Here is a 16,088-nt window from a genome sequence, read left to right as displayed (position 1 = left end):
ACCAGACCCCGCTCGGCTCAGTTGACTTGCGCCGTTCCTCACAGCCGGCCTGATCCAAACGACAGGCCCTAGCCGGTGCGGACGGCGGTGTGCACGGTGCGGGCGGTCAGGACGTAGAGGTCGGGGCGGTGGTGCACGCTCGCCTTGTCGTCCGGGTCCAGGAGCCGGTCCAGGGTGGCGCGGTCGGTGGCGTCGAGGGCGTCGGCGAGGGACTCGCGCAGGCGGCCGAAGGTGGCGGCGGCGACGGCACGCGCCCGGTCGGTCGCCGGGGCGGGCAGGTCCAGCAGGAAGGTGCGGGTGCCGGACGGCTTCAGACCGGCGGCGCTCATCATGGCCCGCCAGTCCTCGGGCACCGGCACACTGTCCGGCAGGTTGGCCCGCATGTCGGCGAACCAGTCCGCCTGGAGCGCGTCGATCCGTGCCTCGAGGCCCGGCCGGCCGATGCCGAAGTCGCGCGGCAGGAAGCGGGTGGGCAGTCCGCCCTCGACGAGGGCGAGCGTGCCGCCGACCGCCAGCCGCTCGGCGTATGCCCGGATGGCCGCCTGCTGGTCGCCGAGGTGGTGCAGGCTGTTGCCGGCCCAGATCAGGTCGGCGGGGTAGTCCAGATCGGCCATGACGTCCGGGAGTTCCCCGGTCAGCGTGGCGAAGCGGTCCGCGACCCCGAGCCGCTCCGCACGCTCGCGGGCGAGGTGCAGCAGCGGCTCGGAGCCGTCCACGGCGACGACCCGGGCCCCGGGGAAGGAGTCGGCGAGCAGACAGGAGACGACGCCGGGCCCGCTGCCCGCGTCGACGATCAGGCCCGGCTCGGTCTGCTTGCCCCCGAGCCAGGCGAGCGCGTGCTCGTGCAGCGGGGTGAACAGCTCGGCCTGCGTCTCCAGGTGCTCGGCCATGTCGGCCCAGTCGATGTCCGTGTGGTCGTGGTGATGCGCGTGCTCGTGTGCGTGATCGTGCGCCATGGTGGCCAGCCTCTCCTCCGGGTGCCGACCAGCGTGCGCCGACGCACCGACGAGAGGCAAACGGCCTTGCCGTATCCGCAAAAGCCGTGGCCACGGAGAGCGGGGGGGTGCCGGGGCCCGGCGGTACTGGGCCCCGGCGGGGGAGCCGCCTACGACAGCGGCGGGTAGGCGTTCTGCATCAGCTGCTGGAACTGGGCGGAGAACCAGTGCCCGGAGACCGGCGCGTTCGGCAGGGCGCCGGACATGTTGTTGCCGTTGCGCGCGTTGCCCGTGTACGTGGGATCGCACATGCGGTCGAAGCCCTTGCCCTCGTCGTTCGGGATGGCGGAGCTGGACCCGTCGGACTCACCCGGGGGCTTCATCCAGACGTAGGCGTCGATCCCGGTGGCGGGGGCGGCCTTCGGACGCTCACCGAGGCCCGCTCCGGACTGGTTGCACCAGTTGCCGAGGTGGATGCGGCGGTCGTAGCGGCCGCCGTCGACGAAGGTGTCCACGCTCGTCGTAGCGCCGGGTCCGGTGGGCCGGGCGGTGCCGCCCCAGCCGTTCCTGGAGGTGTCGATCAGCATGCCGATGCCGGAGTTGAAGCCGACCGAGACCAACTGGTTGCGGAAGGCCTGGGCGAAGGACTGCTCGTCCACGTAGCGGTTCCAGTCCACCCACTTCGACTGGCGGACGGAGGTGCCGTTGACCGCGGAGTCGATGGTGAAGTGATCCTCCTTCAGGGCACCGTAGTTGGCCGTGTTGGTGATGAAGCCGTGCACGTCGTTGACCGTGGCGCCCTCGGCGGTGGCCGCCTCCTTGAAGGTGTTGGCGGAAGCGCCGAAGTTGTCGTCCCAGCCGATCCAGCCGTGGTGGCCGGCGTCGACGTAGTTGTAGACGTTGGGCACGTCGCCCAGCTCGCTGAGCGCGTAGCCGACGCCCTTGACGTAATTGCCGTTGGCCTTCATCACATCGCACTCGGGGGTGGCCGTCGGGCGGCTTCCGGTGTTGGTGACGAGGTTGGGCAGCGAGTCGATCTCGACGGTGGTGACGATCCGCAGCCCGGCGTACTTCGGGTCCGCGAGGATCGCGGCGATCGGGTCGATGTACTCGGTCTTGTACCGTCCGATCTCCGTCGGGCCCAGCTCGCCGTTGGAGGCGAGGGCCGCGCAGTCACGGCCGGGCAGGTTGTAGATGACCAGCTGGACGACGAGTTCGCCGCTGCCCTTCTGGGTCAGCGCCTCGTCGAGGTGGTCGCGCAGGCCCATGCCGCCGTTGACGCCGTTGATGGCGGCGATCCGGTCCAGCCACACACCGGTCGGCTGGCCGGCGATCCGGCTGCCGCCCGGCTCGGCGGTGGCCTTCGCGGCCCACTCGGGGTTCACATAGACCTTGGCCCCGGAGTACGGGTTGTCCACGCGGTTGCCCGGCTGCGGATCCGGATCGGGATCCGGGTCGGTGCCGCCGCCGTCGTCGACGTTGCAGGTGACGCCGTCCAGCGTGAAGGTGCCCGGGATCGCGTTGCTGCCGCTGTAGGAGGCGTTGAAGCCGAAGCTGACCGAACCTCCGGTGCCCAGGCTGCCGTTGTAGCTCTCGTTGGCGGCGGTGACGGCCGTACCGCTCTGGGTGATCCTGGCGTTCCAGCCGTTGGTGACCTGCTGGTTGCCGGCGTACGACCACTTCACCGCCCAACTGCTCTTGGCGGCGGCGTTGTTGGTGACGGTGACGGCGGCGGTGAAGCCGTTGCCCCACTGGCTCTGCACCTTGTAGTCGACGGTGCAGGGGACCGCGGCGGTGCCGACGTCGTCGGCGGGCACGGCGGCGAGCGCTGTCCCGGAGGCCCCGGCGACCAGCGCCAGGGCAGCGAGCATCGCGGTTCTGGTACGACTCATGACTGCGGGTGTCCTTCGTGTCGATGCAGGGTTTCGATACGGGAAGGAGTTGCCCGAGGGCCGCCCGGCGACGGCTAAAAGTACTGAACGCGGGGGGTGGCGCATGGAGCGACTCCTTTGCAGATCAGCGCGCCGTGACGGACGCGTCGACTGATGGAACCGCTCCCACTGGTGTCAACGAAGTTAGCGCCAAGTGTCAGTAAAGGACAGGGGAGTTGCCGACTTTTATTAAACGCGTGCATCGAATCTTTTCGACTCTTCAAGCCCCTTGACCCCTCGCACCCCCCTCCCCACTATGGGAGCGCTCCCACTGGTTCAAGCCTTGACTTCTCCGAGCCGCGAGGAGGAACCAGCACATGCATCCCCCACCCCGGAGGCGAAGAGCGGTACGGCGCGCGTGGACCGCCGTCATGGCCGCTCTGGCGCTTCCCTTCACGATGCTCGCGACGGGCACGACGCCCGCGCAGGCGGCGCCGCTCCAGTGCAGCGTCGATTACAAGACGAACGACTGGGGCTCCGGCTTCACCACCGACGTGACCATCACCAACCGTGGCACGGACGTGATCGACGGCTGGACCCTGACCTACGCCTACTCGGGCAACCAGAGGCTCAGCAACGGCTGGAACGGCACCTGGTCGCAGTCCGGGCAGAACATCACCGTGCGGAACGCCTCCTACAACGGGCGGATCGCGGCCGGCGCCGCGGTCTCCACCGGCGCGCAGTTCAGCTACAGCGGCACCAACGCCGCACCGACCTCGTTCGCGATCAACGGCACCACCTGCACCGGCGCCCACCAGCCCCCGATCACGGTGCTGACCAGCCCGGCCGCGGGCGCGGTCTACTCGCAAGGGGACGCGGTGCCGCTCGCGGCCACCGCGGCGGCCGCCGACAACGCCACCATCAGCAAGGTCGAGTTCTACGACGACACCACGCTGCTGGGCACGGACACGAGCGCCCCCTACTCGCTCTCCGTCTCAAGCTTGACCGTGGGCAGTCATTCCCTGCTGGCGAAGGCGTACGACAGCCTCGGCGCGTCCGCGGAGTCCACGCCGGTCGGCATCACGGTCGCCTCGGGTCCCGCCGTGGTGGCCTCGACCACCCAACTGGCCGTGCAGCAGGGCGAGACGGGCACGTACGACATCAAGCTGTCGACGCAGCCCGCGGCCAACGTCACTGTCACCACCGCCCGCGCCAGCGGGAATTCGGGTCTTTCGGTGACCGGCGGGGCCTCGCTCACCTTCACCCCGTCGAACTGGAACACCACGCAGCGCGTGACCATCACGGCCGCCTCCTCGGGGACCGGCGCGGCGACCTTCGAGTCGACCGCGAACGGCCACGCGAAGGCCGCGGTGACCGTCACCCAGATCGAGGCGTCGGGTGAGTACGACGCCCGCTTCCTGGAGCTGTACGGGAAGATCACCAACCCGGCGAACGGCTACTTCTCCCCCGAGGGCATCCCGTACCACTCGGTGGAGACGCTGATCGTGGAGGCCCCGGACCACGGCCATGAGACCACGTCGGAGGCGTACAGCTATCTGCTGTGGCTCCAGGCCATGTACGGCAAGGTCACGGGCGACTGGACCAAGTTCAACGGCGCCTGGGAGATCATGGAGAAGTACATGATCCCCACCCACGCCGACCAGGCGACCAACTCCTTCTACAACGCCTCCAAGCCGGCCACCTACGCGCCCGAGCTGGACACCCCGAACGAGTACCCGGCCCGGCTCGACACCGGTGTCTCGGTCGGCCCGGACCCGATCGCGGCCGAGCTGAAGAGCGCGTACGGCACGGACGACGTGTACGGCATGCACTGGCTCCAGGACGTGGACAACGTCTACGGCTACGGCAACTCGCCCGGCAAGTGCGAGGCGGGCCCGTCGGACACCGGTCCGTCGTACATCAACACCTTCCAGCGCGGCGCGCAGGAGTCGGTGTGGGAGACGGTGCCGCAGCCGACCTGTGACGCCTTCAAGTACGGCGGCACGAACGGGTACCTGGACCTGTTCACCGGTGACTCGTCCTACGCCAGGCAGTGGAAGTTCACCAACGCACCGGACGCCGACGCGCGTGCGGTGCAGGCCGCCTACTGGGCGGACAAGTGGGCCGACGCGCAGGGCAAGGGCGGGGAGATCTCCGCGACCGTCGCCAAGGCCGCGAAGATGGGCGACTATCTGCGCTACGCCATGTACGACAAGTACTTCAAGAAGATCGGCAACTGTGTCGGTGCGTCGGCCTGCCCGGCCGGCACCGGCAAGGACTCCTCGCACTACCTGCTCTCCTGGTACTACGCCTGGGGCGGCGCCACCGACGCCTCGGCGGGCTGGGCCTGGCGCATCGGTTCCAGCCATATGCACGGCGGCTACCAGAACCCGATGGCCGCCTACGCGCTCGCCAGCTACGCCGACCTGAAGCCGAAGTCGGCGACGGGGCAGGCGGACTGGGCGAAGTCCCTGGAGCGGCAGATCGAGTTCTACCGCTGGCTGCAGTCCAGCGAGGGCGCGATCGCGGGCGGGGCGACCAACAGCTGGGCGGGCCGCTACGCGACTCCGCCGTCCGGCAAGTCGACCTTCTACGGCATGTACTACGACCAGCAGCCCGTCTACCACGACCCGCCGTCCAACCAGTGGTTCGGCTTCCAGGCGTGGTCGATGGAGCGGGTGGCCGAGTACTACCAGCAGACGGGGAACGCCGCCGCCAAGACGGTCCTCGACAAGTGGGTCGACTGGGCGCTGGAGCACACCACGATCAACCCGGACGGCACCTATCAGATCCCGTCGACGCTCCAGTGGTCGGGCCAGCCCGACACCTGGAACGCCACGAGCCCCGGCTCGAACGCGGGCCTGCACGTCACCGTCGCCGACTACACCAATGACGTCGGTGTGGCGGCCGCGTACGCCAAGACCCTGACGTACTACGCCGACCGCTCCGGTGACACCGCTGCGGCGACGACGGCGAAGGCGCTGCTGGACGGCATGTGGGACAACCACCAGGACGCCCTCGGCATCGCCGTCGCCGAGAACCGCGCGGACTACAACCGCTTCGACGATGCGGTCTACGTCCCCAGTGGCTGGACCGGGACGATGCCGAACGGGGACACGATCAACGCGTCGTCCACGTTCGAGTCGATCCGCTCCTTCTACGAGGACGACCCGGCCTGGTCGAAGATCGAGTCGTATCTGGCGGGCGGCGCGGTGCCCTCGTTCACGTACCACCGGTTCTGGGCCCAGGCGGACATCGCCCTGGCCATGGGTTCGTACGCGGAGCTGCTCGAATAACAGCCCCCGCCTGGCGCTCAACGGCGCCTGAAGCGTTCCGCGTACGTGGTCTCGTCACCTGACGGCGAGACCGGACGGCCGGGCGGTCCCCTCCCGCACGGGGGACCGCCCGGCACATCTCGCTCCATGGGGAAAGCGCTTGCCGTTCTCAGTGCCTTCCCTCTGCACCTCCCTTGTCCTCCCACCCCCCGGAAAGGACTCCCCGTGCGAAGAACCCGTATCCTCACGGCCGTCCTGGCGCTGGCTGCCGGGCTGCTCGCGGGCACACCGCCCGCGCTGGCGGCCGAGCCCGACGAGTCGCCGGTGTCCATCGCCGCCGACACCTACACCTGGAAGAACGCCCGGATCGACGGCGGTGGATTCGTCCCCGGCATCGTGTTCAACCGCACCGAGAAGAACCTCGCCTACGCCCGCACCGACATCGGCGGCGCCTACCGCTGGGTGGAGTCGTCGAAGACCTGGACGCCGCTGCTGGACTCGGTGGGCTGGGACGACTGGGGTCACACCGGCGTCGTCAGCCTCGCCTCCGACTCCGTCGACCCGGACAAGGTGTACGCGGCGGTCGGTACGTACACCAACAGCTGGGACCCGGGCAACGGCGCGGTGCTGCGCTCCGCCGACCGGGGCGCCAGCTGGCAGAAGGCGAGTCTGCCGTTCAAGCTGGGCGGCAACATGCCCGGCCGGGGCATGGGCGAGCGCCTGGCCGTCGACCCGAACCGCAACAGTGTGCTGTACCTGGGCGCGCCGAGCGGCAAGGGCCTGTGGCGGTCGACGGACTCCGGGGCGAACTGGTCGCAGGTGGCGAACTTCCCCAACGTCGGCAACTACGTCCAGGACCCGAGCGACACCAGCGGCTACGCCTCAGACAACCAGGGCATCGTCTGGGTCACCTTCGACGAGTCCACCGGCACCTCGGGCAACGCCACCCGGACGATCTACGTCGGGGTCGCCGACAAGGACAACGCGGTGTACCGCTCGACGGACGCGGGCGCGACCTGGAGCCGGGTCGCCGGGCAGCCCACCGGCTACCTCGCCCACAAGGGCGTCCTGGACGCGGAGAACGGCTACCTCTATCTGTCGTACAGCGACAAGGGCGGCCCCTACGACGGCGGCAAGGGCCAGTTGTGGCGGTACGCGACGGCTACGGGCACCTGGACGAACATCAGCCCGGTGGCGGAGGCGGACACCTACTACGGCTTCAGCGGCCTGACCGTCGACCGGCAGGACCCGGGCACGGTCATGGCGACGGCGTACAGCTCCTGGTGGCCGGACACCCAGCTCTTCCGCTCCACCGACAGCGGCGCCACCTGGACCAAGGCGTGGGACTACACCTCGTACCCGAACCGCGCCAACCGCTACACCATGGACGTCTCCTCCACGCCCTGGCTGACCTGGAGCGCCAATCCGGCGCCGCCGGAGCAGACGCCCAAACTCGGCTGGATGACCGAGGCGTTGGAGATCGACCCGTTCAACTCGGGCCGCATGATGTACGGCACGGGCGCGACGATCTACGGCACCGAGAACCTCACCAACTGGGACAGCAACACCCAGTTCACCATCAAGCCGATGGTTCAGGGCCTGGAGGAGACGGCTGTCAACGATCTCGCCTCGCCGCCCTCGGGGGCACCCCTGCTCAGCGCGCTCGGTGACATCGGCGGCTTCCGGCACACGGACCTCACCAAGGTCCCGGCGATGATGTACACCCAGCCCAACTTCACCTCGACGACCAGTCTGGACTTCGCGGAGTCCAACCCGAACACGGTGGTCCGGGCCGGCAACCTCGACTCGGGTCCGCACATCGCCTTCTCGACGGACAACGGCGCCAACTGGTTCGCGGGGACGGATCCTTCGGGGGTCTCCGGCGGCGGCACGGTCGCCGCGGCGGCGGACGGCAGCCGGTTCGTGTGGAGCCCACAGGGCGCCGGGGTGCACTACGCGACCGGCTTCGGCACCTCCTGGTCGGCCTCCTCCGGCATCCCGGCGGGCGCGATCGTGGAGTCCGACCGCGTCGACCCCAAGGTCTTCTACGGCTTCAAGTCCGGGAAGTTCTACGTCAGTACGGACGGCGGCGCCAGCTTCACCGCCTCCGCCGCGACCGGACTGCCGAGCGGGGACAGCGTCCGCTTCAAGGCACTGCCGGGCGTGAAGGGCGATGTGTGGCTGGCGGGCGGCGCGAGTGACGCCGCGTACGGGCTGTGGCACTCCACCAACGGCGGTACGAGCTTCACCAAGCTGTCCGACGTCGAGCAAGCCGACACCATCGGCTTCGGCAAGGCGGCGCCGGGTGCGTCGTACCAGGCGCTCTACACCAGCGCGAAGATCGGCGGGGTGCGCGGGATCTTCCGCTCCACCGACCAGGGGGCGACCTGGACGCGGATCAACGACGATGCCCACCAGTGGGGTTGGACGGGCGCGGCGATCACCGGTGACCCGCGGGTCTACGGGCGCGTGTACGTCGCGACCAACGGCCGGGGCGTCATCTACGGCGACTCCTCCGACAGCGGCGGCACGGATCCCGATCCGGATCCCGACCCCACCCCGACCGGCGCCTGCGCGGTGACGTACAAGGTCACCAACCAGTGGCAGGGCGGGTTCCAGGCAGATGTGCAGCTCACCAACACCGGGACGAGCGCCTGGTCCGGCTGGAACCTCGTCTGGTCCTTCCCCGACGGGCAGAACGTCTCCCAGATGTGGAACGCCGAGCACACCCAGTCGGGTTCCTCGGTCACGGCGAAGAACGTGGGCTGGAACGCCAATGTGGCGGCCGGCAGTTCGGTGAGCTTCGGCTTCACCGGCAACTGGACCGGCACCAACTCCGAGCCCACGGCCTTCAAGGTGGGCGACCAGTCCTGCACGGTGAGCTGAACCCCGAGGGGCGCGTGCCGCTGTCGGCGCGCGCCCCTCTTCGTCACTTCACGTCACCGGCGAAGATCGACTCCTCCGACTCCCAGTCGGGCGCGACCTCGACCTGGAGGAAGGTCTCCTTCTTCGGCAGCTCGCAGGCCCACGTCACGGAGAGCGAACGGCCCGCCAGGATGCGGGTGTCGGGCAGGCCGTCGAGACCGTCGTCGTAGATGGCCTCGCCCTCCTTGCCCTCGTCGCCGTAGGCGCAGTTGACGGTCATCTGGTTGGCGTCGACCGTCGCGTCGGAGTTGTTGACGACCTTGATGGTGAACTTCACGTACGGCGTGTTCTCCGGAGCCGCGTAGTCGCTGGACACCCCGCGGCCGAAGCCGGAGAGGCTGACCTCGACGTCGTTGTCGTAGGCCACGGTGTCGGTGAGGCCGTAGGCGTCGCCGCTGCCGGCCTCCTCGGCGGCGGGCTCGGACCCGGCGTCCGACTCCGCCCCGGCCTCGCCCTCGGCGGCCGGGGCCGTCTTGGTGACCGTGACCGTGGGCGCGGGCTTGGCCTCGCTGTCGCCGCTGACCCCGGCCGTGACGGCGGAGGCGATCACCGCGGCGACCACGGCGGCGGCCGTGGCGATCAGGGCCGTACGAGGCCCCTTCGGCGGCGGGGGCGCGACCGGCGGCCCGTATCCGGGCATCGGCGGCGGCGTGAACTGCTGACTCATGATCCCCCCAGGGAAGTGGTGCTGAGAAGTGAATCTTCCCTGGGGAGAGCCGAAACGTGTAGATCCCGTAATGAAAATGTGCTCAGGGCGCGTATACCACGGGCCGCGGGGCCGTGGTCATGCCGTTGCCGAGGAAGAAGCTCGGGTGCGGGGGCTGGTTGTACGCGGTGTTCTGCCAGGCGAGAGCCGTGCGATACATCGTGTCGTGCAGCAGGGTCGTGATCCTCGTGCTCGTCTCGTGCGGGGTCGAGTAGATCCGCAGGGCCGTGTTGTCGCTGGTCGGCCAGATGACCTCCTCGCGCCAGTCGCCGAGGATGTCACCCGAGAGCGACGGGGTCGCCTTGGTGCCGTTGTTGGAGTGGACGGAGGCCCCGGTCAGCAGCCGGGTGTCCGACGAGGTGCCGTACTTGTCGATCCGGGTGCCGTCGAGGAGTTCACGGACCGTGTCCCCGTCCCACCAGGACAGGAAGTTCACGGACGAGGGCTCACGGCCCTTGGACGCGCCCGCCTCGTCCCGGATGCCGGTGTCCGAGGCCGACCAGACCTCCGCGCCGTCGTTCCCGGCGTAGATGTCCCCCGCCACGCCCCGCCCGTTGTCGCAGCAGGCGGCGAGCTTCCAACGGACCGCGCCGTTCGCGGGGTTGAGGTACAGCTCGGCCGGCTGGGACGTCGACTCGGAGACCTTGAAGTACTCCAGGCCCGAGGTGGACGGATCGAGGTCGCCGAGGTGCTGGGCGTCCCCGTGCCCGGTCTTCGCGGTCCACAGCCCGTTGCCGTTGTCGTCGACGGCCATCGCGCCGTACACGATCTCGTCCTTGCCGTCGTTGTCGACGTCCCCCACGGACAGACTGTGCGAGCCCTGACCGTCGTACCCCTTGCCGGAGTTGGTGGAGGAGTTGGTGTCGAAGGTCCAGCGGCGGGTGAAGGAGCCGCCCCGCCAGTCCCAGGCGGCGATGACGGTACGGGTGTAGTAGCCGCGCGCCATGATCAGTGAGGGCCGGGAGCCGTCGAGGTAGGCGGTGCCCGCCAGGAAGCGGTCCACCCGGTTGCCGTAGGAGTCGCCCCAGGAGGAGACCGTGCCGCGCGCCGGGACGTAGTCGACACTCTGCATCGCCCGCCCGGTCTGCCCGTTGAACATGGTCAGGTACTCGGGGCCGGACAGGACGTACCCGCTGGAGTTGCGGTGGTCCGCCGACGAGCTGCCGATCACCGTGCCGCCGCCGTCCACGGTGCCGTCGGCGGTCTTCATGGCGACCTCGGCCTTGCGGTCGCCGTCGTAGTCGTAGACCTGGAACTGCGTGTAGTGGGCGCCGGAGCGGATGTTGCGGCCCAGGTCGATCCGCCACAGCCGGGTGCCGTCGAGCTTGATGCCGTCGACGATCGTGTTGCCGGTGTAGCCGGACTGGGAGTTGTCCTTGGCGTTGGTGGGCTGCCACTTGAGGACCAGGTCGAGGGCGCCGTCGCCGTCGAGGTCGCCGACCGAGGCGTCGTTGGCCTCGTAGGTGTAGGCGACGCCGTCGGGTGTGGTGCCGCCGGACGGCGGGGAGATCGGGACGTCCTTGTACCCGGTGCGGAACTGGATCGCGTGGACGGAGTCGCCCTGTTCCACGCCGTTCACGATCGCGCGGACCGTGTAGTCGGCGTGCGCGGGGGCGCCGGAGTGGAAGTAGTTGGTGGAGCCGGTGATCGGGGACGAGTTGACCTTCGTACCCGCCCGGTAGAGGTTGAAGGAGACGCTGTCGGGGTCGGTGCCGAGCCAGCGCCAGCTGACCAGGTTGCCGCTGCCGGTGTACACGCTGACCACGCCCCGGTCGAGCGCCTCGACCTGGCGTGCGGTGGCGGCCTCGGCCGGGCCGGCGCCGGTGAGCGCGGTGAGTCCGGCGGCGACGAGCGCGGCCGTGGCGCCGAGCGCGGACAGGACGGCGCTGTGTCGTCTGCGGTGCCTGTGCGGGTGCGGGTGCGTCATGAGACGTACCTCCTGGGAGGACGGACGGGTTCCGTTCCTCCTCAGTCGCCGCCGGCGTCCGTCAAGTTGCCGCGTTTCCCGGCCAGTTCGGGGTCCTGGAGGCTCACCCGGACTTACGGAACGCCCGCAGGCCGAACACCGGGTCGGGGCGGCGGCGGTCCGGGTCCGGAAGGGTCTCCAGGCCCGCAGCGAAGCGCTCGGTGAGCGGATCGCCGGGCGGCAGCCGGGTGAACCAGCCGCGCCGCAGGTCGGCCGCGGTTCCTCGGGGGCTGCGGCCCTGCCCGAGGCCGGTGAAGCCGGCGGCGCCGATCAGGTCCAGACCGTGCTCCGCGGCGAGGGACCCGACCCGGTCCGCGGCGTCCGGCGCGGCGCGGCGCGGGCGCGGTTCCAGCACGGCGTCGATGTCGCTGCCGACGTCATGGGAGGCGGCCTTGTCGACGGTCGTCACATAGACCCCGCCCGGCCGCAGCACCCGGGCGCACTCGGCGACCACCGCGGCCACGTCGTCGCCCCGGTCCAGCAGATGCAGCAGCCACACACTGGTCACCGCGTCGAACGTCCCGTCGGGAAAGGGCAGCCGGCGGCTGTCGGCGAGCACGACCGCGCCGGGCAGCCGCGCGACGGCCATCCGGGCCATCCCGTACGTCAGATCCGCGCCCGTCACCCGCAGCGCGGGCCGCGCCGCCGCGAGCCGCCGGGTGACGATCCCGGTGCCGCAGGCCACGTCGAGGAGGTTCCGGGCGCCGTCCGGGATCAGGCCGAGCACCGCCTCCGCCGCCGCGGCGGCCCGGGGTTCACCGCCCCGGGAGGAGTCGTAGACGTCGGCTTCCTTGTCGTAGTCGAGCACGCGCCCCTCACTCGGCCCCGTGTCCCGGAGCCAGCGCCTCCACCCGCGCGGCCAGCTCGAAGTCCTTCTCGGTGACCGCGCCGCCCACACTGTGCGTGTTCACGGTCAAGTGGATCCTGTTGTAGCCGAGCGTGAGGTCGGAGTGGTGGTCGAGCTGGTCCTGGACCTGGGCGATGTGCACGACCATCGCGGTGGCCGCGAAGTGCGAGGAGAGCCGGTAGGAACGGGCCAGCCGGTCCCCGTCCAGGGACCAGCCCGGCAGTTCCGCGAGGCGGTCCTCGATCTCCTTCTGCGACAGCGGTTCGACGGCCATGACGCCGCTCCTTCCTGGGCTGCGGACTCCCTTCAAGACTGCCACAGGACGAGCGCCGAAGCCCTGGTCACAAGGGCGGCATCCCGGGTGTGGCGGTCAGTCGACTACCGTCGTGGCATGACCACCACTCCCACCGACCGGGGCGTCGGGCCGCTGCTGCGGGCCTGGCGGGAGCAGCGCCGGGTCAGCCAGCTGGAACTGGCGCTGCGCGCCGACTCCTCCGCCCGGCACATCTCCTTCATCGAGACGGGCCGCTCCCGGCCGAGCGAGGAGATGGTGCTGCGGCTCGCCGAGCATCTGGAGGTGCCGGTCAGGGAGCGCAACGCCCTTCTGCTCGCGGCCGGTTACGCGCCGCGCTATTCGGAGACCCCGCTCGACGACCCGGCGATGGACGCGGTGCGCGCGGGCATGGAGCGGCTGATCCAGGGCTATGAGCCGTACCCGGCGATCGTGGTGGACGCGATGTACCACGTGCAGGCGGCCAACCGGGGCATCCTGATGCTGCTGGACGGCATCCCCGAGCATCTGCTTGCTCCCCCGCTGAACGCGATGCGGCTCACCCTCCACCCGGAGGGCCTGGCGCCGCGCATCCGCAACCTCCGGGAGTGGCGCGGTCATCTGCTCGCCCAGATGGAACGGCAGATCGCCCTGCACCGCTCGGAGCCACTGCGGGAGTTGTACGAGGAGGTGGCGGCCTACCCGGTGCCGGAGGAGGACCGGAGCGCGGAACCGGCCGAGCCCGTCCCCTACTTCGCCCTGCCGCTGCTGATCGAGCACGAGGGCCGGACGCTGTCGTTCATCTCCTCGATCTCCACCTTCAACACCCCGATGGACGTGACGGTCGCCGAGCTGGCCATCGAGACACTGCTCCCGGCCGACCCGGCGACGGTCAAGTACCTTCAGTCACTGCTGCCCTGACGTGCCTTCAGCGCCAGCTGCTGAAGCGCGGCGAACCCGGCGACGGTGAGTGCCTGGAGCACCGTCCACACCGCGCCGGCCGTGGTCGGCGACAGCCACACCGCGAGCGCGACCAGACTGAGCGCGGCCCAGGCGAAGTTGGCCTCGATCACCACCCGCACGGGGAGCGCGGCGGGATGTGCGCGGGAGGCGAGCCAGCCGACGGCGCCCGCGTACACCGCCAGGAACACGCCGAGTTCGAGCAGTAGCGTCCGGTCGACGCCGAACAGACGGCCCAGTGGCCCCGAAGCGGCCAGATAGGCAAGGGCGTTGGTACCCGTCACCACCGCGTCGAGGGCGAGGAACCGGCGCAGCACGATGCGCGGGTCGGAGGTCCGGGCGAGCACGGCTAGCTGGGTTGCGGACATGACGAATCACCCTCCGTCGGGTCGGTCGAGGAACGGAATCCGGGGCAGTGGAAGGCGGGTTCCGGATCGGAGTGCGCCGACCCGGAGCCCGGTGACCCAACGATCGCGCGCCCGTCGTGCCTGGTCGATTACCTCCCGGGTAATGCCGGGCGCGGCAGTGGCGAGCGCCTCATCACCGAACCGGTGAGAGCGCAAGCGGAACATGGCACACTGCACGGGTACTTCGGCGCGTAGGGGAGGGCGTGGCGTGAGTGAGCGGCGGCCTGCGCCGACCGTGGGTCAGGTGGTGCTCGGCAAACGGTTGCAGGAGCTCCGGGAGGCGGCCGGACTCAAGCGCGAGGAAGCCGCGAAGGTCCTGCGAGTGGCCCCGGCGACGGTACGGCGGATGGAGATGGCCGAGGTCGCCCTGAAGATCCCGTACGTACAGGTGCTGCTGGACACCTACGGCGTGCCCACGGAGGAGGCGACGGCCTTCGTCTCACTGGCCGAGGAGGCGAACCAGCCGGGCTGGTGGCAGCGGTACCACGATGTGCTGCCGGACTGGTTCAGCATGTACGTGAGCCTGGAGGGCGCGGCACGGATGATCCGCTCCTACGAGCCGCACTTCGTGCCGGGCCTGCTCCAGACCGAGGACTACGCGCGCGCCGTACTGGAGGCGGGGACGATAGGCCAGACCGGGCCCGAGTCCATAGAGCGGCATGTGGCCCTGCGGATGGAGCGGCAGCGGCTGCTGGAGAGCCCGGAGCGGCCGCACATCTGGGTCATCATGGACGAGACGGTGCTGCGGCGGCCGGTGAGCGACCACACCTCGGTGATGCGCGAACAGCTCGACCGGCTCCTGGAGTTCGCCGAGCGCGACCGGGTCACCCTGCAGATCGCCGAGTTCGCCCGCGGCCCGCACCCCGGCACCTACGCGCCCTTCACCCTCTTCCGGTTCGCCGAGCCCGAGCTGCCGGACATGGTCTTCACCGAGTATCTGACCGGTGCGCTGTATCTGGACTCCCGCACGGAGGTCGCGGCGCATCTGGAGGTCCTGGACCACATGTCCACGGGTGCCGCCTCCGCCGACCGCACCAGAAAGCTCCTCAGGGAGCGCCGCGCGGACTTCTGACGAACGTCCCACCTGTGACCCGGACTTCCGACCCCTGAGGAGCGGACACCGTATGACCGACATCGACACCAGCCGGCCGCACCCGGCCCGGGTGTACGACTGGTGGCTGGGCGGCAAGGACAACTACCCGGTGGACGAGGAGCTGGCCCGGCGGATCCTCGCCGTGGACGGCACGGTGCTGCGCGGGGCGCGCGCCAACCGCCGGTTCATGCACCGGGCGACCCGGGCCGCCGCCGAGGCGGGGATCCGGCAGTTCCTGGACATCGGCACCGGCATCCCGACCGAGCCCAATCTGCACCAGGTGGCCCAGTCGGTCGCCGCCGGGTCGACGGTGGTGTACGCCGACAACGACCCGATCGTGCTGCGGCACGCTGAGGCGCTGCTGCGCAGCTCCGCCGAGGGCGCCACGCACTATCTGCACGCGGACGTCCGCGACCCCGACACGATCCTCGGGCAGGCGGCCGTACACCTGGACCTCGACCGGCCGGTCGCCCTGTCGCTGGTGGCGCTGACCCACTACCTGGGCGAGGAGGTCCACGGCCTGCTGAAGAAGTACGTCGACACGCTCGCGCCCGGCAGTTTCCTGGTGCTGTCGCAGGTCACCCCGGATCTCAGCCCCGAGGCGATCGAGAAGGCAGCCGAGCAGTTCCGCCGCAGCGGCACGCCCTTCCATCCCCGCTCGCTCGCCGAGTTCTCCCGGTTCTTCGAGGGGCTTGAGCTGCTCGGACCGGGCGTGATCCCGGTGACCGGGTGGCGCCCCGAGCCGGAGGACGTGGCCGCCCAGGCCGAGGGCATCGTGCCGGTGTACGCAGGAGTCGCCCGTAAGCCGTGACCCGTACGCCCTGACCCGTAC

12 protein-coding genes are annotated in these 16,088 nt (G+C 70.1%); 5 read left to right on the top strand and 7 right to left on the bottom strand.

Features of this window, described 5'->3' with window-relative positions; genetic code table 11:
* Window positions 1–68: 68 nt before the first annotated feature.
* Both STRCI_RS33305 and STRCI_RS33300 read right to left on the bottom strand, forming a co-directional pair.
* Complete coding sequence (locus STRCI_RS33305; RefSeq protein ID WP_269662672.1) at window positions 69–956, bottom strand: class I SAM-dependent methyltransferase; 888 nt, start codon at window positions 954–956, stop codon at window positions 69–71.
* Between the two features lie 149 nt (window positions 957–1,105).
* Window positions 1,106–2,827: a glycoside hydrolase family 6 protein gene (locus STRCI_RS33300; RefSeq protein ID WP_269662671.1), complete on the bottom strand. Its 1,722-nt coding sequence runs from the start codon at window positions 2,825–2,827 to the stop codon at window positions 1,106–1,108.
* 356 nt (window positions 2,828–3,183) lie between these two features.
* On the opposite strand from STRCI_RS33300, the gene STRCI_RS33295 reads away from it, so the two are divergent.
* Together STRCI_RS33295 and STRCI_RS33290 are read left to right on the top strand one after the other, a co-directional pair.
* The gene (locus tag STRCI_RS33295; protein WP_269662670.1) at window positions 3,184–6,102 is read left to right on the top strand and encodes a glycoside hydrolase family 48 protein; all 2,919 of its coding nucleotides are present in this window, start codon (window positions 3,184–3,186) and stop codon (window positions 6,100–6,102) included.
* 204 nt (window positions 6,103–6,306) lie between these two features.
* Window positions 6,307–8,967, top strand: coding sequence for a cellulose binding domain-containing protein (locus STRCI_RS33290; protein ID WP_269662669.1), 2,661 nt, complete (start codon window positions 6,307–6,309; stop codon window positions 8,965–8,967).
* Window positions 8,968–9,010: 43 nt separating this feature from the next.
* On the opposite strand, the gene STRCI_RS33285 is transcribed toward STRCI_RS33290, so the two are convergent.
* From STRCI_RS33285 to STRCI_RS33270, 4 genes are all read right to left on the bottom strand, one after another.
* Window positions 9,011–9,673 (bottom strand): hypothetical protein, encoded by a 663-nt coding sequence (locus tag STRCI_RS33285; protein WP_269662668.1) that lies wholly within the window; start codon window positions 9,671–9,673, stop codon window positions 9,011–9,013.
* 82 nt (window positions 9,674–9,755) lie between these two features.
* Window positions 9,756–11,639: a rhamnogalacturonan lyase gene (locus STRCI_RS33280; protein WP_269662667.1), complete on the bottom strand. Its 1,884-nt coding sequence runs from the start codon at window positions 11,637–11,639 to the stop codon at window positions 9,756–9,758.
* A 103-nt stretch (window positions 11,640–11,742) separates the two neighbouring features.
* Window positions 11,743–12,486 (bottom strand): class I SAM-dependent methyltransferase, encoded by a 744-nt coding sequence (locus tag STRCI_RS33275; RefSeq protein ID WP_269662666.1) that lies wholly within the window; start codon window positions 12,484–12,486, stop codon window positions 11,743–11,745.
* Between the two features lie 7 nt (window positions 12,487–12,493).
* Window positions 12,494–12,799 (bottom strand): 4a-hydroxytetrahydrobiopterin dehydratase, encoded by a 306-nt coding sequence (locus STRCI_RS33270; RefSeq protein ID WP_269662665.1) that lies wholly within the window; start codon window positions 12,797–12,799, stop codon window positions 12,494–12,496.
* A 117-nt stretch (window positions 12,800–12,916) separates the two neighbouring features.
* Between STRCI_RS33270 and STRCI_RS33265 the strand changes: the two genes are divergently transcribed.
* Window positions 12,917–13,717 carry a helix-turn-helix domain-containing protein gene (locus STRCI_RS33265; protein WP_269662664.1) on the top strand — a complete coding sequence of 267 codons (801 nt, stop codon included), beginning with the start codon at window positions 12,917–12,919 and terminating at the stop codon, window positions 13,715–13,717.
* Here the strand turns inward: STRCI_RS33265 and STRCI_RS33260 are convergent.
* Window positions 13,699–14,124, bottom strand: coding sequence for a hypothetical protein (locus STRCI_RS33260; protein WP_269662663.1), 426 nt, complete (start codon window positions 14,122–14,124; stop codon window positions 13,699–13,701). The two genes, STRCI_RS33265 and STRCI_RS33260, sit on opposite strands and share 19 nt — an antisense overlap.
* A gap of 247 nt (window positions 14,125–14,371) precedes the next feature.
* Here STRCI_RS33260 and STRCI_RS33255 point away from each other — a divergent pair, with 247 nt between their 5' ends.
* Window positions 14,372–15,235: a helix-turn-helix domain-containing protein gene (locus tag STRCI_RS33255; RefSeq protein WP_269662662.1), complete on the top strand. Its 864-nt coding sequence runs from the start codon at window positions 14,372–14,374 to the stop codon at window positions 15,233–15,235.
* Window positions 15,236–15,287: 52 nt separating this feature from the next.
* Window positions 15,288–16,067: an SAM-dependent methyltransferase gene (locus tag STRCI_RS33250; protein ID WP_269662661.1), complete on the top strand. Its 780-nt coding sequence runs from the start codon at window positions 15,288–15,290 to the stop codon at window positions 16,065–16,067.
* Window positions 16,068–16,088 lie beyond the last annotated feature (21 nt).

This window comes from Streptomyces cinnabarinus (assembly GCF_027270315.1).
In the GTDB taxonomy this organism is placed as follows: domain Bacteria; phylum Actinomycetota; class Actinomycetes; order Streptomycetales; family Streptomycetaceae; genus Streptomyces; species Streptomyces cinnabarinus.
Note: the sequence above shows the minus strand (reverse complement) of the source record. Positions and strands in the feature narration are given on the sequence as shown.

Coding starts and splice junctions, on each gene's coding strand:
- STRCI_RS33270 (WP_269662665.1), bottom strand. CDS start 12,799: ATGGCCGTCGAACCGCTGTCGCAGAAGGAGATCGAGGACCGCCTCGCG.
- STRCI_RS33265 (WP_269662664.1), top strand. CDS start 12,917: ATGACCACCACTCCCACCGACCGGGGCGTCGGGCCGCTGCTGCGGGCC.
- STRCI_RS33295 (WP_269662670.1), top strand. CDS start 3,184: ATGCATCCCCCACCCCGGAGGCGAAGAGCGGTACGGCGCGCGTGGACC.
- STRCI_RS33260 (WP_269662663.1), bottom strand. CDS start 14,124: ATGTCCGCAACCCAGCTAGCCGTGCTCGCCCGGACCTCCGACCCGCGC.
- STRCI_RS33300 (WP_269662671.1), bottom strand. CDS start 2,827: ATGAGTCGTACCAGAACCGCGATGCTCGCTGCCCTGGCGCTGGTCGCC.
- STRCI_RS33280 (WP_269662667.1), bottom strand. CDS start 11,639: ATGACGCACCCGCACCCGCACAGGCACCGCAGACGACACAGCGCCGTC.
- STRCI_RS33250 (WP_269662661.1), top strand. CDS start 15,288: ATGACCGACATCGACACCAGCCGGCCGCACCCGGCCCGGGTGTACGAC.
- STRCI_RS33305 (WP_269662672.1), bottom strand. CDS start 956: ATGGCGCACGATCACGCACACGAGCACGCGCATCACCACGACCACACG.
- STRCI_RS33285 (WP_269662668.1), bottom strand. CDS start 9,673: ATGAGTCAGCAGTTCACGCCGCCGCCGATGCCCGGATACGGGCCGCCG.